At 62.5% G+C, this 15896-nt stretch carries 17 protein-coding genes; 8 read left to right on the plus strand and 9 right to left on the minus strand.

Annotated features, from left to right (window positions below):
- Positions 1 to 14: 14 nt before the first annotated feature.
- Positions 15 to 923: a LysR family transcriptional regulator gene (locus QMA15_RS06805; protein ID WP_080909618.1), complete on the minus strand. Its 909-nt coding sequence runs from the start codon at positions 921 to 923 to the stop codon at positions 15 to 17.
- A 188-nt stretch (positions 924 to 1111) separates the two neighbouring features.
- Here QMA15_RS06805 and QMA15_RS06810 point away from each other — a divergent pair, with 188 nt between their 5' ends.
- Together QMA15_RS06810 and QMA15_RS06815 are read left to right on the plus strand one after the other, a co-directional pair.
- Entirely contained in the window at positions 1112 to 1750 is a 639-nt protein-coding gene (locus tag QMA15_RS06810) for a hypothetical protein (RefSeq protein WP_153211583.1), read from the plus strand.
- On the plus strand, positions 1747 to 2523 hold the full coding sequence (locus QMA15_RS06815) for an SDR family oxidoreductase (RefSeq protein WP_279164258.1): 777 nt from the start codon (positions 1747 to 1749) through the stop codon (positions 2521 to 2523). Before QMA15_RS06810 ends, QMA15_RS06815 begins: the two co-directional genes overlap by 4 nt.
- Before the next feature lie 15 nt (positions 2524 to 2538).
- Here QMA15_RS06815 and QMA15_RS06820 read toward each other — a convergent pair whose 3' ends face one another.
- Positions 2539 to 3300: an SDR family oxidoreductase gene (locus QMA15_RS06820; RefSeq protein WP_042952931.1), complete on the minus strand. Its 762-nt coding sequence runs from the start codon at positions 3298 to 3300 to the stop codon at positions 2539 to 2541.
- 199 nt (positions 3301 to 3499) lie between these two features.
- On the opposite strand from QMA15_RS06820, the gene QMA15_RS06825 reads away from it, so the two are divergent.
- Positions 3500 to 4276 carry an SDR family oxidoreductase gene (locus QMA15_RS06825; RefSeq protein WP_003940546.1) on the plus strand — a complete coding sequence of 259 codons (777 nt, stop codon included), beginning with the start codon at positions 3500 to 3502 and terminating at the stop codon, positions 4274 to 4276.
- 110 nt (positions 4277 to 4386) lie between these two features.
- Here QMA15_RS06825 and QMA15_RS06830 read toward each other — a convergent pair whose 3' ends face one another.
- Genes QMA15_RS06830 through QMA15_RS06855 form a run of 6 tightly spaced genes read right to left on the minus strand, consistent with a single transcriptional unit; the run spans position 4387 to position 10051 of the window.
- Positions 4387 to 5214: a MaoC/PaaZ C-terminal domain-containing protein gene (locus QMA15_RS06830; RefSeq protein WP_020909131.1), complete on the minus strand. Its 828-nt coding sequence runs from the start codon at positions 5212 to 5214 to the stop codon at positions 4387 to 4389.
- An 8-nt stretch (positions 5215 to 5222) separates the two neighbouring features.
- Positions 5223 to 6401 carry a lipid-transfer protein gene (locus tag QMA15_RS06835; RefSeq protein ID WP_020909132.1) on the minus strand — a complete coding sequence of 393 codons (1179 nt, stop codon included), beginning with the start codon at positions 6399 to 6401 and terminating at the stop codon, positions 5223 to 5225.
- Positions 6401 to 6829, minus strand: a complete 429-nt coding sequence (locus QMA15_RS06840; protein ID WP_113682554.1) for a MaoC family dehydratase — start codon at positions 6827 to 6829, stop codon at positions 6401 to 6403. The genes QMA15_RS06835 and QMA15_RS06840 overlap by 1 nt, the downstream gene beginning before the upstream one ends.
- Positions 6826 to 7941, minus strand: a complete 1116-nt coding sequence (locus tag QMA15_RS06845; protein WP_021345543.1) for an acyl-CoA dehydrogenase family protein — start codon at positions 7939 to 7941, stop codon at positions 6826 to 6828. The genes QMA15_RS06840 and QMA15_RS06845 overlap by 4 nt, the downstream gene beginning before the upstream one ends.
- Positions 7941 to 8888, minus strand: coding sequence for a MaoC family dehydratase N-terminal domain-containing protein (locus QMA15_RS06850; RefSeq protein ID WP_060937985.1), 948 nt, complete (start codon positions 8886 to 8888; stop codon positions 7941 to 7943). Before QMA15_RS06850 ends, QMA15_RS06845 begins: the two co-directional genes overlap by 1 nt.
- The gene (locus QMA15_RS06855; protein WP_020970792.1) at positions 8885 to 10051 is read right to left on the minus strand and encodes an acyl-CoA dehydrogenase family protein; all 1167 of its coding nucleotides are present in this window, start codon (positions 10049 to 10051) and stop codon (positions 8885 to 8887) included. Before QMA15_RS06855 ends, QMA15_RS06850 begins: the two co-directional genes overlap by 4 nt.
- Positions 10052 to 10181: 130 nt before the next feature.
- Here QMA15_RS06855 and QMA15_RS06860 point away from each other — a divergent pair, with 130 nt between their 5' ends.
- From QMA15_RS06860 to QMA15_RS06875, 4 genes are all read left to right on the plus strand, one after another.
- Positions 10182 to 10640, plus strand: a complete 459-nt coding sequence (locus QMA15_RS06860) for a nuclear transport factor 2 family protein (RefSeq protein ID WP_019745302.1) — start codon at positions 10182 to 10184, stop codon at positions 10638 to 10640.
- 115 nt (positions 10641 to 10755) lie between these two features.
- Positions 10756 to 11613, plus strand: coding sequence for a MetQ/NlpA family ABC transporter substrate-binding protein (locus QMA15_RS06865; protein WP_279164257.1), 858 nt, complete (start codon positions 10756 to 10758; stop codon positions 11611 to 11613).
- Positions 11614 to 11625: 12 nt separating this feature from the next.
- The gene (locus tag QMA15_RS06870) at positions 11626 to 12627 is read left to right on the plus strand and encodes an ATP-binding cassette domain-containing protein (RefSeq protein ID WP_279164256.1); all 1002 of its coding nucleotides are present in this window, start codon (positions 11626 to 11628) and stop codon (positions 12625 to 12627) included.
- Positions 12624 to 13292 (plus strand): methionine ABC transporter permease, encoded by a 669-nt coding sequence (locus QMA15_RS06875; protein WP_279164255.1) that lies wholly within the window; start codon positions 12624 to 12626, stop codon positions 13290 to 13292. Before QMA15_RS06870 ends, QMA15_RS06875 begins: the two co-directional genes overlap by 4 nt.
- A gap of 4 nt (positions 13293 to 13296) precedes the next feature.
- Here the strand turns inward: QMA15_RS06875 and QMA15_RS06880 are convergent, their stop codons facing one another.
- On the minus strand, positions 13297 to 14517 hold the full coding sequence (locus QMA15_RS06880) for a fatty acid desaturase (protein ID WP_003939858.1): 1221 nt from the start codon (positions 14515 to 14517) through the stop codon (positions 13297 to 13299).
- Between QMA15_RS06880 and QMA15_RS06885 the strand changes: the two genes are divergently transcribed.
- Positions 14501 to 15856 carry an enhanced intracellular survival protein Eis gene (locus tag QMA15_RS06885; RefSeq protein WP_019745305.1) on the plus strand — a complete coding sequence of 452 codons (1356 nt, stop codon included), beginning with the start codon at positions 14501 to 14503 and terminating at the stop codon, positions 15854 to 15856. The genes QMA15_RS06880 and QMA15_RS06885 overlap by 17 nt on opposite strands.
- The last annotated feature ends 40 nt before the right edge of the window (positions 15857 to 15896 follow it).

The following is a 15896-nucleotide window of genomic DNA, read 5'->3' on the forward strand; positions in this document are numbered from 1 at the left end:
ACCCAGCCTTCCCGTCAGCTTGTGGTCCTCCCGGCACCCTGGGCCGCAACAGCTTTGCGTAGCTCGATCACTGCCGGACTGCTGTCGCCCTCGCGGGTACACAGATCGATCGAACACTGCTCGATGTCGGAAATGCGCACGAAACTGATATCCGAGCGGGTGTAGTACTCGGCAATGGTTGCTGCCGTTATCACCACCGCCCGACCGTTGGCGACAACCTCGAGTGCTTCGTCCATCGTGCGGACCGAGGGACCGTACCGGACGGGTACACCACTCGGGCGCGGGTCCACCGACCACCATTTCACCCATTCGGGTGGTGCGCCGTCACTCGAAACCTGCACAGTCCCATCTATTTCAGAAATCTCGATGCTCGCGCGACCCGCCAGTTGGTGCCCTCGAGGCAGAGCCACCACCCGCGGTTCGACGCCTATCCGTTCGAGCACCACACCGTCGAGCACCGGCAGTGGCGGTCGCACGAATGCCGCGTCGACGGTCGCGCTCGCCACCGCCGAAACCTGTTGGGACCAATCCAACTGGACGAGCTCCACCTCCGCGTGCAACGAATCGATCACCGCACGCCCCAAACTCCCGGCAGCCCCGTTGATGAATCCGATCCGCAACCGCCTGGCCCGCCGACGCTCGAGTGCGTCGAGACCGTTCATCGCGCGAACGGCAAACTCGAGAGCGGGCCGCGCATCCGCGACGAACACCTCACCCGCGGCGGTGAGCACCACCGGATGCGAACTGCGATCGACCAACTCGACTCCCACCTGCTCCTCGAGTCGTCGAATCTGCTGACTGAGGGCGGGCGCGGTGACGAACAGCCGGTCTGCCGCTCGCCCGAAGTGCCCTTCCGCCACGACGACGAGCAACGAGGACACCAACCGCAGATTCAGATCTTCGCCTCTTCTCGCCTTCTTCATTACCGTCCATTCGGTTGTTTTCGGCCCGCCGCTCGACTTAAAGTGACGACCATCACGGTATCTGAACAGCGGAGTTAAGCAAACTGGCAATTCTCGAACAAAGATCTACATGTACAGCGAATGCCTCGCCAGGTCACAGTTGTCGCAGATCCGGACAGCCCGCCGAATCTGCGAAACCAGGAGATGTGATGAGCAAGTACGAGCACGAATTCGTCCACATGATGGATGGCGTCGAAAAGCAATTGGAAACCATCGACAATCCGCGGCACCAGAAGATCCTCCGTAACTACCGACGCCACGCGTTGCTCGAGGTCTCCGGCCGCTACAAGGAAATCCTCTCGCCGGACATGACCGTCGAAGAACCCGTCTACCGGTTGTTCGAAGACGGCCAGTCGATTGTCCTCGACGGCATGGACGCCGTCACCAACTTCTACCAGTCACTCGCCGAGACGGACACCCTTGTCATGTGGACCGGGAAGTCCGACTTCGCGGTATCGGACGGCGGGTTCTCGGGTGAGACACTCTTCAGTCAATTCGTTCCTGGATCGATCCTCGGAGACGGGGTGTTCGGCGCGGTGCACGAATCGGGCGGATCCACGTCCGCAGCCCCCGAACAGTCGTCGGGCATCGACTCCGACGGTTGGTATCTCGTGCGTCGGACCTTGGCATTCGTCTGGCCGTACGACGAGCAGGGCCGACTCATCGGTGAGCACGTCTACGAAGATTCTGCTTCGAAAGTCGTCACCAAGGTGGACCCGAGCGAGGTCATCACGGCAGCGCGCGCAGCCGAACTGCTTGCCCCACTGCTCGAAACGCACCTGCCGTGAGCGCGCCCGTAGCCATTGTCACCGGCGCAGCGGCCGGGTTGGGCGCCGCTATTGCCGAGCGGCTTGCCGAGGACTTCGGCACCCTGCTTCTACTCGACATCGAAGAGGCTGCACTCGCCGACACCGCAGCACGCCTGGAAAGCCTTGGCGTAGCAGTCCACACGGCACGATGCGACGTTCGACGTGAAGGCGACGTCAAGAACGCGTTCGACGTGGCTGCGTCGGTCGGAAGTCCGACTGCGCTCGTCAACGGTGCCGGCATCGGCGTCTTCACGCCGTTCCTCGAGATCACCGAAGACCAGTGGGACAACACCTTTGCAGTGAACACCAAGGGCAGCTTCCTGATGTGCCGCGAATTCGTCAGTAGAACCGAAGGTCCGGCAGCGATCGTCAACATTGCGTCGATCGGTGCCCGCTTGGGCGGTGACATGCTCGCGCACTACGGGCCGTCGAAGGCCGCCGTGATCGAGATGAGTCACAGCGTCGCCCGGATCGGCGCGACTCGAGGGCTCCGTTCGAACACGGTCATGCCCGGGCTGATCCTCACCGACATGTGGCTGCGAACCATCAAGGAACTGCGTCGGCGTGATGCTGCACTAGCGGGCATTTCCGATGCTGATGTCTTCGATTCTTTTGTTGCCCAAATGGTTCCGATGGGTCGAGCCCAGACGCCCGGAGACATCGCCGAGATGGTCGCGTTCTTGCTCAGCGACAAGGCTCGCAACGTCACCGGGCAGACGATTGCCGTCGACGGCGGCGCCGTGATGACCTGATCGGGTCGATGGCGGTCAGCCCCAGCGCGACTGACCGCCGTCGAGCGGGATCGTGGCACCCGTCAGGTAACCGGCGTCTTCACTGACGAGGAAGACGATGGCACGACCGATGTCGGTCTCGGGATCTCCGACGCGTCCCAGCGGGATACCCGCGACAAAAGCCGCCGCCTCTTCCGGATTCTTGTCCATCCACCACTGCAACGCGGGGGTCTTGGCGTGCGGGGCGACGTTGAGAACGCGGATGTTGTCCTTGCCCCATTCGCAGGCGGCAGCGCGGGTCAACGAGCGCATGCCTTCCTTGATGGAACCGTAAGCGCCGTAGTTACTGGCATCCCAGCGCACGGCTGCCGAGGTGACCATGTTGATGATGACGCCACCGCCACGACTGTTCATGTGCGGGTACGACGCCTGCATCATGCGCAGGGTGGCGAGTGGGCCCGTCGCGAAAGAACGCTCGAAGTCTTCGTCCAGCACGCTCAAGAGCGGGCCTGGCTTGCAGTCGTTGGCGTTGTTGACCAGGATGTCGATTCCGCCGAACAGTTCGACGGTTCGGTCCACGGCCGCCGTGATGTCGTCCTTCTTACTGACGTCACAAACCACGGCCTCACCGCGCGCACCGATGTCAGCGAGTAGTCCGCAGGTGGTGTGCAACTTGGATTCGGTGCGACCGGCAACGGCGATCACGGCGCCCTCTTTGGCCAAGGCCAGGGCAATCCCCTGCCCGATTCCCTGACCCGCACCCGTGATGAGTGCAACTTTGCCTTCGAGCTTGCCCATGTGACTACTCCAATGTCTGTCGACGCAGAGGTCCCTTTTGCGGGAAGGACCGGTCGATTCTGGTGACTGCCGCCGTTTGTCGTCTACACTCGACCTACAAAACAACCAAGCACTTGCTTGACCCTAAGGTGTACGACCACGTCGCGTCAATCACATTGGGCGGCAATTCAGCTCGGCACCGCACCAGGAAGGCTCCACCGTGACACTGCCCAACCCCGTCGATTTCAGCGGACGCTCGGTGATCGTCACCGGCGGCACCAAAGGCATCGGCTACGTCATCGCCGAAACCTTCCTCGCCGCGGGTGCAAACGTGCTGGTCTGTGGCCGTAACGAGCCCGAAAACCTACCCACCGCCGACGGCCGTAGCGCAGCCTTTCGCGCCACGGACGTCCGCGATCCCGCCGACGCCGCAGCCCTCGTCCAGGATGCCGTCGAGCGCTTCGGCCGTCTGGACGTCCTGGTCAACAACGCCGGCGGCTCCCCCGATGCCGATGCTGCGACGGTGTCACCCCGCTTCGTCGAGAAGATCGTGGCCCTGAACCTGTTGGCACCCTTCAACGTTGCCCAGGCCGCCAACGCAGTGATGCAGACTCAGGACGACGGCGGTGCCATCATCAACATCGGCAGTGTCTCGGCAATCGATCCGCAGCCCGGAACCGCGGCGTACAGCGCAGCCAAGGCCGGCCTCCTCGTTCTGACCAAGGCATTGGCCCTCGAATGGGCGCCGAAGGTCCGGATCAACCACATCACCACCGGCCTGATCCGTACCGAGGCTGCCGCCGAGGTCTACGGCGCCGACGGCGGCGCGGCGGTCACCAGGACCATTCCGATGGAGCGCATGGCCGTCCCGGCCGATATCGCAAACTCCTGCCTGTTCCTGGCGAGCCCACTCTCCTCGTACGTCAACGGCGCCGACATCGCCGTTCACGGCGGCGGTGAGTACCCGGCTCGCTACATGGCGACCCATCAGGACTGAACACAAGCACAGAGCAGCCCCTGAGCGAATCGCTCAGGGGCTGCTTCTTCGTGCAAACAACTGCGGGGCGCGACAAGGGGTCAAGCACCCCGCAGTTGAGTCTGGAGGGACTAGTGAGCGGAAAAGCTCACTCGTGCACCGGAAATCGCTACCTGATCACCCTTGGTGACCTGGAAGGCCAGGTCGTCGGGAGTTCCCCACGCAACGATGGACGGCGACTCACCCGGATGGATCGCCGCAGCGAATCGGCCCTCGAGACTGACAAGATCAGCCGGATGCACTCCGGCGACCCGAGCAAGCTCGAGTGTGCTGGCGGCCAACGTGCACAGCCCGTGCATGATCGGACGCGGCTGGTTGATCCGCGCCGCAGCCTCGGGATCGATGTGGATGTGGTGTTTGTCGCCCAGGAGCCGGTACATCGCCGTCTGGTTCTTCGCTGTGGTCAGCACACCGGTCAGCGAAGGCTCACCGGTCGGCTCCGCCGGACGTGAGGGTCCACGTTCTCCGCCGAATCCGCCGGCACCGGGAGCAAAAAGTGACCAGGTCGCGACGAAGTACTCGCATTCCACCTTCACTTCGAACACCGCTGCTGCGCCCTTGTCCCACACCTCGCCGACCGAAGCCTTCAACGTCACCTCACCGCTACGCGGAAGCGGAGCAAGCACTTTCAACTCTTGCGAGCCGTGCAGTGCCGTCGAGGTGTCGAAGGCGCCCGCCGAGCCCAGAGCGTCGGGAGCCCACTGTGCCAGCGTCAGAGCAAAAGTCGGCAGTACCCGAAGCTGATCCTCGAAGACGAGGTCCAGCTCGGTTGCCTTGGCGCCCACGGCGAGTGCGTACAAGATCGCGTCGCGCTCGGTGTACGCCACGGTGCGGGTACCGAGATCGGCTCCGCGCCAATCGCCGGCGGTCTTCGCAGCTTCCGAAGTTATCACTGTCATTTCCTCTCTTAAACAGCGCCTAGAACGAGACCGCTGGTGGGCACTGCCGTTCCGGCTGTGACCAAGACGTTTTCGACGCCGTCGGGCTGATTGGTCGACGTTCCTCGGACCAGTCGCACACCTTCGGCAATTCCGTTGACGCCGTGCAGGTATGCCTCGCCGACCTGACCACCGTGAGTGTTGGACGGCAAGCGTCCACCGATCTCGAGGTTGCCTTCGCGAATGAAGTCCTTGGCTTCGCCTGGCTTGCAGAAGCCCAGTTCTTCGAGCTGCGGAAGCACCAACGGGGTGAAGTGGTCGTACAGAATCGCGGCGTTGATGTCATCAGGGGTCAGGCCGCTCTGGCCGTACAACTGACGAGCAACCAGGCCCATCTCCGGGATACCAGAGATGTCAGGACGGTAGTAGCTGGTCATCATGTGCTGATCCTTGCTACTGCCCTGAGCGGCGCCCTTGATGATGACGGGCTTGTTGGCCAGATCCTTTGCGCGCTCGGCAGAGACGATGACCAATGCCTGGCCGCCGTCGGTTTCCTGGCAGCAGTCGAGCAGGTGCAGAGGCTCGGCGATCCAGCGCGAGTTCTGATGGTCCTCGAGTGTGATCGGACGCTCGTAGAACCAGGCAGCCGGGTTGTTGGCGGCATGCTTGCGCGCCACCACTGCAACTCGTCCGAAGTCCTCACTCGTCGCACCGTACTGGTGCATGTAACGGCGGGCGAACATGGCGACCCACTGAGCGGGAGTCGACAATCCCTGCGGAGTCATCCACGCATATGCCGCGCGATCCGCGGTGCTGTCCATGGGTCGATCGTGCTGGCCAAGGCCGTAGCGCACACCGGAGCGCTCGTTGAAGGCGCGGTAACAAACCACGACGTCGGCAACACCCGTCGCAACTGCCATAGCGGCCTGCTGCACGGTGGCACACGCGGCGCCGCCGCCGTAGTGAATGCGCGAGAAGAACTTAAGCTCGCCGAGGCCACAGTTGCGAGCCACGATCGCTTCGCCGTTTGTCTCCGACGTGTAGGTGGACAGACCGTCGACCTCGGACGGATCGATACCGGCGTCAGCGAGTGCCGCGACGATGGCCTCACACGCCAACTGCAGTTCGGTGCGGCCGGAGTTCTTGGAGAACTCGGTGGATCCGATGCCGACGATGGCGGCGGCTCCCGAGAGTGGGCTGATCGCCATCAGAGCCTCTCCTCTTCCTTGAAAGCGACTGCGACGGTGCCGGATGCATGGTTGCCGAGGCTGTTTGCACCCTGCACCTTGATCACGACCACTCCGTCTTCCTTGGACACGACCTCACCGGTCATCGTCATGGTGTCACCCGGGTAGTTGGGCGCGCCGAGACGAATGGCGATGCGGCGCAAGGTCGATGCAGATCCGGCCCAGTCCGTGACGTATCGACCGACAAGACCGTTGCTCGTGAGGATGTTCATGAAGACATCCTTGGATCCGCGCTCCTGGGCCAGGCTCGGATCGTGGTGCACGTCCTGAAAATCGCGAGTGGCGATTGCCGTGGCGACGATCAACGTGCGGGTCAGCGGGATCGCCAACTCGGGCAATGCCTCTCCGACAACGACGTCTGCGTAGCTACGACCGGCAAGAACGGTCATGCGAGCACCTCCACACCGGATGCGAGCTGCGCACCCAGACGCGCGAGATCGGAGCTGGAGCCGCCGAGGGTGGCAGCAATCTGCTTGCCCCACAAGAGGTGACGGTGAACCGGGTAGTCGGTGTCGACGCCCATACCGCCGTGAACATGCGTGGTGCGATGCACGACGCGCTGTCCGCCGTCGGTTGCCCACCACTTGGCGACCAGTACCGAGGTGCCGAGATCCAATCCCTCGGAGATACGCCAGGCGGCCTGCCACAGTGTCACCCTCATCGCTTCGAGATCGATGTAGCAGTCAGCGAGTTGATGATTGACGGCCTGGAAGGTCGCCAGCGGACGGCCGAACTGCTTGCGGCCGTTCAGGTACGTGACAGCCTGTGCGACTGCACCCGAGCCGACACCCCATTGAATTGCTGCCAACGCCAGTTCAACTCGGTCGATCAGCCACGGAACCGTCGTACCATCGGCCGCACCGATCAGCTGCGCGGGGGCACCGGCAAAGGTGACGTTGGCACAGATCTCCCAGTTGGTGGACTGCGTCTGTTCGAGCGTCACTCCTTCGGCGCTCAGATCCACAAGCAGCAGTGCCGTACCGGTGGAAGCGGTTGCCGAAACGAGAGCAAGGTTTGCGACGTGAGTCATCGGCACTACTGCCTTCTCACCCGTCACGGTCCAGTTGCCGTCGGCGTCCTGCTCGGCCGTGGTCAGTGGGTCGCCGCCCGTGTACGGACCGAACTCTTCGAGACCGACGGTCAGGAATCGACTGCCGTCGGCAACACTCGGAAGGAGCTCGGCACGAAGGGAATCGGAACCGAATTCATTGACAGCCAATGCCGCAAGGGTCGTTTCCCAGATCGGCACGGCCGCAACGTGACGGCCCTGCTCCTCCAGCAGTGCGTACAGCTCGGACAAGCCGAGTCCGCCGCCGCCGAACTCCTCGGGCAGGGCGATACCGAGCAGGCCGGTGGTCGCGAGTTCTCGCCACAGTTCACGGTCGACGCGCTCGGCGGAGAGTTCGATCTCCTTGGTGCGCTCGATCGTTGCCTTGCTGGTGAAGACCTCGTCGGCCAGTGAGCGAATCGCGTCCTGCTCTTCGCTGAAATTGAAGTCCATCAGTGCTCCTCGCGTACGGCCGGCCGGAACGCGGGAAGCGTCAGATCCGGGTCGGCGTCGATCCAGTCAAGTTCCACGGGCATGTCGACCACGACATCTTCGGGCGCGATACCCACCATGTTGGCGATCAATCGGGTTCCCTCTTCGAGTTCGATTACCGCAACGATGAGCGGGTAGTCGAACGCGTCGATCTTGGGGTGATGATTGACCACGAAGCTGAACACCGTGCCCCGCCCCGACGCGTCGATCGTGTCCCACTCGAGTGACTGGCACTCCCCGCACATCGGGCCGGTGGGATGACGCAACGTCTTGCAGGACGTGCAGCGCTGGATCACCAGACGATGCTCTTTGGCCGCTTCGAACCAGAAAGCGTTGTCCGCGTTGAGAGCCGGACGCGGACGCAGAGCGCGCGGCGCCTCCGGTGCAGCAGCTTCCTGAGGCTTGAACCGCAGTGTCCGCCACCGTTGGGTGCCGACAACTTCGTCGTCGCCGTTGCGGTACGTCTTGAGCGTCGTGACAAAGTGTCCGACGCCGAGGCCGGTCTTCTTCTCCGGGGAAATCGACTCGATGACCTCGGTGTAGTTCACGCGATCGCCTGGGCGCAGTTCGGCGAAGAACTCCTGATCGGAATCGGTGGCCACGACGGAGCTGTAGCCCGCTGCGTCGAGGGTGGCGATCAGATCGGTCCACACCTGCGACGGGTCGTTGCCCGCCATCTTGTCGGTGAACGTCCGCATGATCCAGACCTGGAGCATCTGAGCGGGAGCGACGACGCCGTCACGGCCGGTGGCGCGGGCAGCGTCGTCGTCGAGGTAGACGGGGTTGGTATCGCCCATGGTCTCGGCCCAATGCCGGATCATGGGGATGTTGACCTCGTCGGGTCCCCAGGTTGTGGGAACAAGCGTCTGGCCGACAAAAGCGTCGAGTTGCGCCGAAATGTCGCTCACTTGACCCTCTTTTCGCGAACGAGTCCCAAGCCGATGGTGCCGACCATGTCACGCAGAACCTCGTTGACGCCGCCGCCGAAGGTGTTCACGACACCCTGACGCGAGATCTGCTCGATCTGACCGGCAAGCAAAGCGCCCGGAGACTCGGGGCGGATGCGTCCGGCGGAGCCGAGAATTCCGAGCAGGGTGCGGTAGACGTCGACGTGAGTCTCGGTCCCGTACGTCTTGGTAGCGCCGGCGTCGGCTCCGGAGAGCGTGTCCTGTGCGACGGCTGCCGTCATCTTCCAGTTCAGCAGGCGCATGGCCTCGAGCTTGGCGTGTGTACGAGCGAAGTCCTGCTGTACCCACGGGATGTTGATGGCACCATTTTCCTTGGCCCAGTCCAGAACCAGGTTCCACAGACCGTAAGTGCGACCACCGATGGCCGCCAAGCCGATTCGCTCATGATTGAGCTGAGCCGTGATGAGCTGCCAGCCGCCGTTGACCTCGCCGACAACGTCCTTCGACGGAACACGAATGCCGGAGTAGTACGTCGACGTCACCATCAAACCGCCGACGGTGTTGATCGGTGACCACTCGAAGCCTGCGTCCTCGGTGGGGACGATCAGGATCGAGATGCCCTTGTGCTTGGGGGCGTCCGCGTCGGTGCGGCAGGCCAGCCACACGTAGTCGGCAGTGTTTGCGCCACTGGTGAAGATCTTGTTGCCGTCGACGATCCACTCGTCACCGTCGAGAACCGCACGAGTCTTGAGTGATGCGAGGTCGGTGCCGGCCTCGGGCTCGGTGTAGCCGATGGCGAAGACGATGTCGCCGGCAAGAATGCCGGGCAGGAATCGTTCCTTCTGCTCTTCGGTGCCGTACTTCATCAACGTCGGTCCGACGGTATTGACCGTCACGAAGGGGAACGGCAGTCCCGCGCGCTGAACCTCGTCGAAGAACACGAACTGTTCTTCGATGGAGCGGCCCTGTCCACCGAATTCCTTGGGCCAACCGATGCCGAGCCAGCCGTCCTTACCCAGCAACTTCACGATCTCGCGGAAGTACTCGCCGCCCACACCTTGCTCGCCGGCCGCGCGACGCTTCTCTTCCGGCAGCAGCGCCGCGAAGTACGCGCGCAACTCCTTGCGGAGCTCCTGCTGCTCGGGCGATTCCCTCAGATCCATCGCTGTTTCTCCTATGGCATTCATGGCTGGCAACTCTTGGTCTGGACGCTAACCAGATGCCCAGGTGGGCGCTGTGAATGTCTCGTTGAGCGGGAAGCCGAAACATGAGCGGCGTCACATAGGGTGAGATATGCGCATGGACTCCTCGGATCGCGTCGCTCTCACCGACTTGGCCGCCAGGTATGCACAGGCCGTCGACCGCCGAAACACCACCGCGCTTGCGGCTCTCTTCACTGACGACGTGGCATTCGTCTTGCCGCCGGCATTGAACGGAACGGATGCGCCGACGGAGATACGTGGGAACACCGTCGTCAGCAGTTCGGTGGTCGATGCCGTCTCACATCTGCACTCGACCCGGCACATCGTCGAGCAGCAGATCCTCGACCTCGACAGCCCCACCACCGCGCACGGTGAGGCCTACTGCTCCGCTCACCACATCTATCCGCGGGGCGAGGGCCACCGGGACAACCGGATCGAGATTCGTTATCAGGACAGCTTCGAAAAGGTCGACGGCACCTGGTTGTTCTCGCGTCGTGAATTGGTAGTCGATTTTGCCGAGGACGTTCCGGTCATCCTGCTCGGACAATAGGTACAGGAAAAAATCGCGGTGATTCTGTATCTCCTCACGGGAGGTTTACCGGGCTAGCGTTCAGCAACTGTCACGCCATCTCGGCGTGACGTTCGGCTATGTCTTGGAGATTCACATGTCACGCTCGCGCACCAGAAGATTCCTCGCTGCCTTCGCAGTGGCCGCCGTCGCAGTCGGAACCGTCGCAGCGTGCTCGAGCGACAACTCTTCCGATGAGAACGCGCCCCTTCGCATCGTCGCTTCTTCGGTTCCGCACGCCGAGATCTTGAAGTTCGTCGAAGAAAAGGGCCTGCTCGGCGACACCAAGATCGAGGTCAGCGAGATCACCGGCGACCTCGACGCCAACGAGGTGCTCGAAGCGGGCGACACCGACGCCAACTTCTTCCAGCACGTGCCGTACCAGGAATCGTGGTCGAAGGAAAAGGGCGTCGACGACCTGGTCGCCGTGGCGAAGGTCCACGTCGAGCCCCTTGGTGCATATTCCAAGAAGGTCACCAACGTGGCCGACCTGCGCCAGGGCGCAACGGTCGCTTTGTCCAACAACGTGACGAACTTCGCCCGTGGGCTGTACCTGCTGCAGCAGGCCGGTTTGATCAAGCTCGATCAGCAGTTGGGCGCCCCCGGCACCGACATCACGCAGATCAGCGAGAAGAACATCATCGACAACCCCAAGGGACTCACGTTCACCCAGGTCGATCCCCCGCAGCTTCCGCGCACTCTCGACGACGGAAATGTCGATCTCGCAATCATCAACGGCAACTACGCAATCGAAGGCGGCCTCAATCCCGCCAAGGACGCACTGGTGCTCGAGAAGGCCGAGGGCAACCCGTACGCCAACGTCCTGACGGTTCGCACCTCCCTCGAAAACGATGCGCGAGTGCAGAAGTTGGCCGAGGCATTGACGTCCACCGACGTCGCGACGTTCATCGCGCAGACCTACCAGGGCTCGGTCATTCCGGCCAGCGCTACCTGATCGAGACCCGTCATGGTCTTCTCGATCGAATCGGTCTCCAAGGAATACGGCAGCGGCACAAAAGTTCTGCATGCCCTCGATTCCGTGTCCCTGAAAATCGAAGACGGCGAGATCTTCGGCATCATCGGCAAGAGCGGCGCCGGCAAATCGACTCTGCTGCGCTGCCTCAACCTGCTCGAACGCCCGACCAGTGGCCGGATTCTGTTGGGTGACACCGATCTGACCGCGTTGAGCCCGGCGCAGTTGCGCGACACACGCAAGCGGATCGGTGTCGTGTTCCAGCATTTCAACCTGCTGCACTCCCGCTCGGTCGCCACCAACATCGCCTTTCCTCTCGAAGTGGCGGGGTACTCGCGGGCAGATCGCCGTGCCCGCGTCGACGAGCTGATCGAGTTGGTCGGCCTGGAAGACCGACGTGACGCCTTCCCTTCGCAACTGTCCGGCGGACAGAAACAACGAGTCGGGATCGCGAGGGCCTTGGCGGCTTCTCCCGATGTCCTCCTGTGCGACGAAGCCACTAGCGCCCTCGACTCGGATACGACCGATTCGATCCTCGACCTGCTCGCCGACCTCAATCGACGTCTGGGTGTGACCATTGTTCTGATCACCCACGAGCTCAACGTGGTTCGACGGATTTGTCACCGCGCCGCCCTGATCGACCAGGGACGCATCGTCGACGAGGGAACGCTCACCGAACTGGTTGCGGACCCGGACTCACCCCTCGGCGAGGCGATACTGCCGACCGGAACGGTGCGAACGTCCCCGACCGGAATTCCGGCACTCCTCACCTTTGTCGATTCGCTGTCGACCTCGCCCGTGATTTCCCAACTCTCGCGTGATCTCGATGTCGACGTCACCGTGATCTCCGGCGGTATCGAGGACATCGGAGCCCATCAGGTCGGCCGCCTTCGCGTGGAGTTCGCCTCGCACACCGGACTCGCCAACGACGAAGAGACAAGAAAGTCTGTCGAAGAACATCTTTCGCAGCGCGGAGTGAAGGTGACGTTCTCATGAACAAGACGTCCTGGCAGAATTCCCTGGGCGAAGCATGGGAAGCCCTACTCGACACGCTCTACATGGTCGGCGTCTCGTTCGTGCTCACCGTGATCATCGGTATCGCCCTCGGCGTTCTGTTGCACGCGAGCGCGCCCGACGGAATCCGTCCGAACCGCGTTCTCAATTCGGTACTGGGCACCGTGGTGAACATCGGCCGTTCGCTGCCGTTCGTCATTCTGTTGGTCCTCCTCATCCCGGCGACGCGGGCGATCGTCGGAACAGCGCTCGGGGCGACGGCAGCGATCGTCCCGCTGACCATCGGCTCGGTGCCCTTCTTCGCTCGCGTGGTCGAGAACGCACTGCGTGAGGTCGATTCCGGACGCGTCGAAGCAGCACGATCCATGGGCGCCACCGACAAGGACATCATCGTCAAAGTGCTACTGCCCGAATCAGTTCCGGGATTGGTAGCCGGAGCGACCCTGACGGCGGTGATGCTGATCGGTTTCTCGGCCATGGCAGGCGCCATCGGCGCCGGCGGTCTCGGTGACTTCGCGATCAAGTACGGCTACCAACGATTCAACACCCCGGTGTTGTTCGTCGCTGTCGTGATCTTGATCGTGTTGGTTCAGGCGATCCAGTCGACCGGCGATCTCGTAGTTCGTTCGATGGCCCACAAGCGGTAACCGATCAGCTCGACACCATCGCGATCGCAGTTCGCAGGCCGCGCCGCTTACCGGTCTGCGGATCGACGCCGAAGACTTCCTTGATTCCGCCGCGGATGCGGAACTTCAACTCCGAGTGCGTCTCCGGAGCATCGTCCTGGGACGCGGAGAGAAACCTGTTGGGCAGCGACAACTTCCAGATGGTCCGCAACGTCAATCCGTACTGCTTCCACAGCGGCCCGGTGGTGTACGGGAGGTCGTACTTGTCACACAAGTCCCGCAGCGGCACCGCGATTTCCGAGTACCGATTGCTCGGCAGGTCAGGGAAGCAGTGATGCTCGATCTGGTAGCAGAGGTTGCCGCTCATGAAGGCCATGACGGGACCGGCATGAAAGTTGGCGGACCCCAGCATCTGTCGTAAGTACCACTGAGCGCGGGATTCGTTCTCGAATTCCTCGAGCGTGAACTTCTCGGCACCGTCGGGGAAGTGCCCGCAGAAGATGACGGCGTAACTCCAATAGTTGCGGATGAGATTTGCAACGGCGTTGGCCGTCAACGTGGTCTTCCACGCCGGGCCGGTCAGGGCGGGGAACAGGATGTAATCCTTCGCCACCTGACGCGCGATCTTCTTTCCGACGTCCTTGGCCATCTCCGATTTCTCGGACCACTTCACCTCGCCCTTGCGAAGCTTGTCGGTCTCGAGGTGATGCAGTGCGACGCCCCACTCGAAGAGGGTCGCCAGCACGAAATTCGTGATCGGTTGGAAGAGATAGTCGGCGTGCCACTTCTGATCGCGCGTGACGCGCATGATGCCGTAGCCGACATCGTTGTCGAGGCCGACGATGTTGGTGAACTTGTGATGAGTGAAGTTGTGCGAGTGCTTCCATCCCGAGGACGGGCAGGTGTTGTCCCACTCCCAGTTGCTCGAGTGAATCTCGGGATCGTTCATCCAGTCCCACTGACCGTGGATGATGTTGTGGCCGAGTTCCATGTTCTCGATGATCTTGCCGACCCCAAGCAGCGCAGTCCCCAGAATCCAGGCAGGCTTCTTCTTGCTGGCGAACAAGACGATGCGGCCGGCCACCATCAGAGAGCGTTGAAACGCGATCGTCCGCTGGATGTATCGAGCATCGTGCGCGCCGCGCTTCTCCTCGATGTCGAGCCGAATGGCGTCCAACTCGCGCCCGAGCGCTTCGACGTCTTCCTCGGTGAGATGGGCATATTCCTTGATGTCGGTGATCGCCACAGTGTTTCTCCGTATCGGTTTTCTCCGTGCCGCAGGACTGGTCCGTCGGGCGGTACCCCTGGGAGCCGGTGCGGAAACGTCAGCCCCGATATTCATGTGCGTCTTCACGCAATCTATGCCAAAGTCGATATACGTGAGCCCCGAAAACAAGATCACCATCCGCACCGCTACCGAGAGCGACTGGCCGGCTCTCCAACTACTCGACTCGGTGGGGTTCGGTTTTCACCCGTCTCCCGCGGTCAGCGAACTGACGAAGGCGCTCTACAAGCCCGAGGACATCATCCTCGCCGTCGACGGTGACCTACCCGTCGGCGTGGCCATCGAAATCGACATGGAATTCACCGTGCCCGGCGGACGCCAGCTCCCCACGCGCGGAATCACCTGGGTATCCGTCGCACCGACTCACCGTCGCCGTGGCGTCCTACGCTCGATGTTCACTGCACTTCACGCCCACATCGAGTCGACCGGAGCACCACTTGCCGCCCTGACGGCCAGCGAGGCCGGCATCTACAACCGCTTCGGATACGGCCCGGCCACCTTCAGCGAGGGCATCACCCTCGATCGCCGCTTCGCGCGGTTCCGCCCCGAGGTGCCCGACAACGGTGGCGTGTCGATCGTCGACGTCAAAGCTGCCTCGACGCTTCTACCCGAGATCTACGACCGCTGGCGACTGCTGACACCCGGCGCTCAATTGCGTCCGCAACCGCTCTGGGACCACATGTTCGCCGACCCGTCCGAGGATCGTGACGGCGCCTCCGGACTGTTCTTTCTGACACACGCGGACGGATACATCGCTTACCGGCACACGAGCGAGGGCCGCGACAGCATCGCCCGGATCGACGAGTTCGTGACGATCACCGAAGACGCGCACGCGGCGCTGTGGCGCACGATCTGCGGCCTCGACCTCGTCACCCGGATCGAGACACGCCAACATCCTGCCGATCCACTCCGGCTGATGCTGACGGACTACCGCCTTGCCCGAACGACGACGCGCTCCGATCGACTGTGGCTGCGCATCATGGACGTGCCCGCGGCTCTCGAGGCTCGTGAATATGCTGCTGACCTGGACACCGTCATCAAGGTCGAAGATCCGTTCCTGAAGGCCGGCGGAACTTTTGCACTTCAGGTCAAGGGTGGCAAGGCCACCTGTACGGCCACTGACGCGGAGCCCGCGATCACGATGCCCTCTGATGTCCTGAGCAGCTTGTACCTGGGCGAGCACCAGGCCAAGACCTTCGCGGCGGCGCACCGACTCCACGCGTCCGATCCGCGGGAAATCCGGAATTTCGACTTCGCCTTCAACGCAGAGAAGCCCGCAATTCTCGGGTACGGATTCTGATGATCTTGCCGACACGGGCATCGACGATTTGTGCCGTCGG

The sequence above is a fragment of the Rhodococcus sp. APC 3903 genome, assembly GCF_030407755.1.
Taxonomy (GTDB): Bacteria; Actinomycetota; Actinomycetes; order Mycobacteriales; family Mycobacteriaceae; genus Rhodococcus_F; species Rhodococcus_F erythropolis.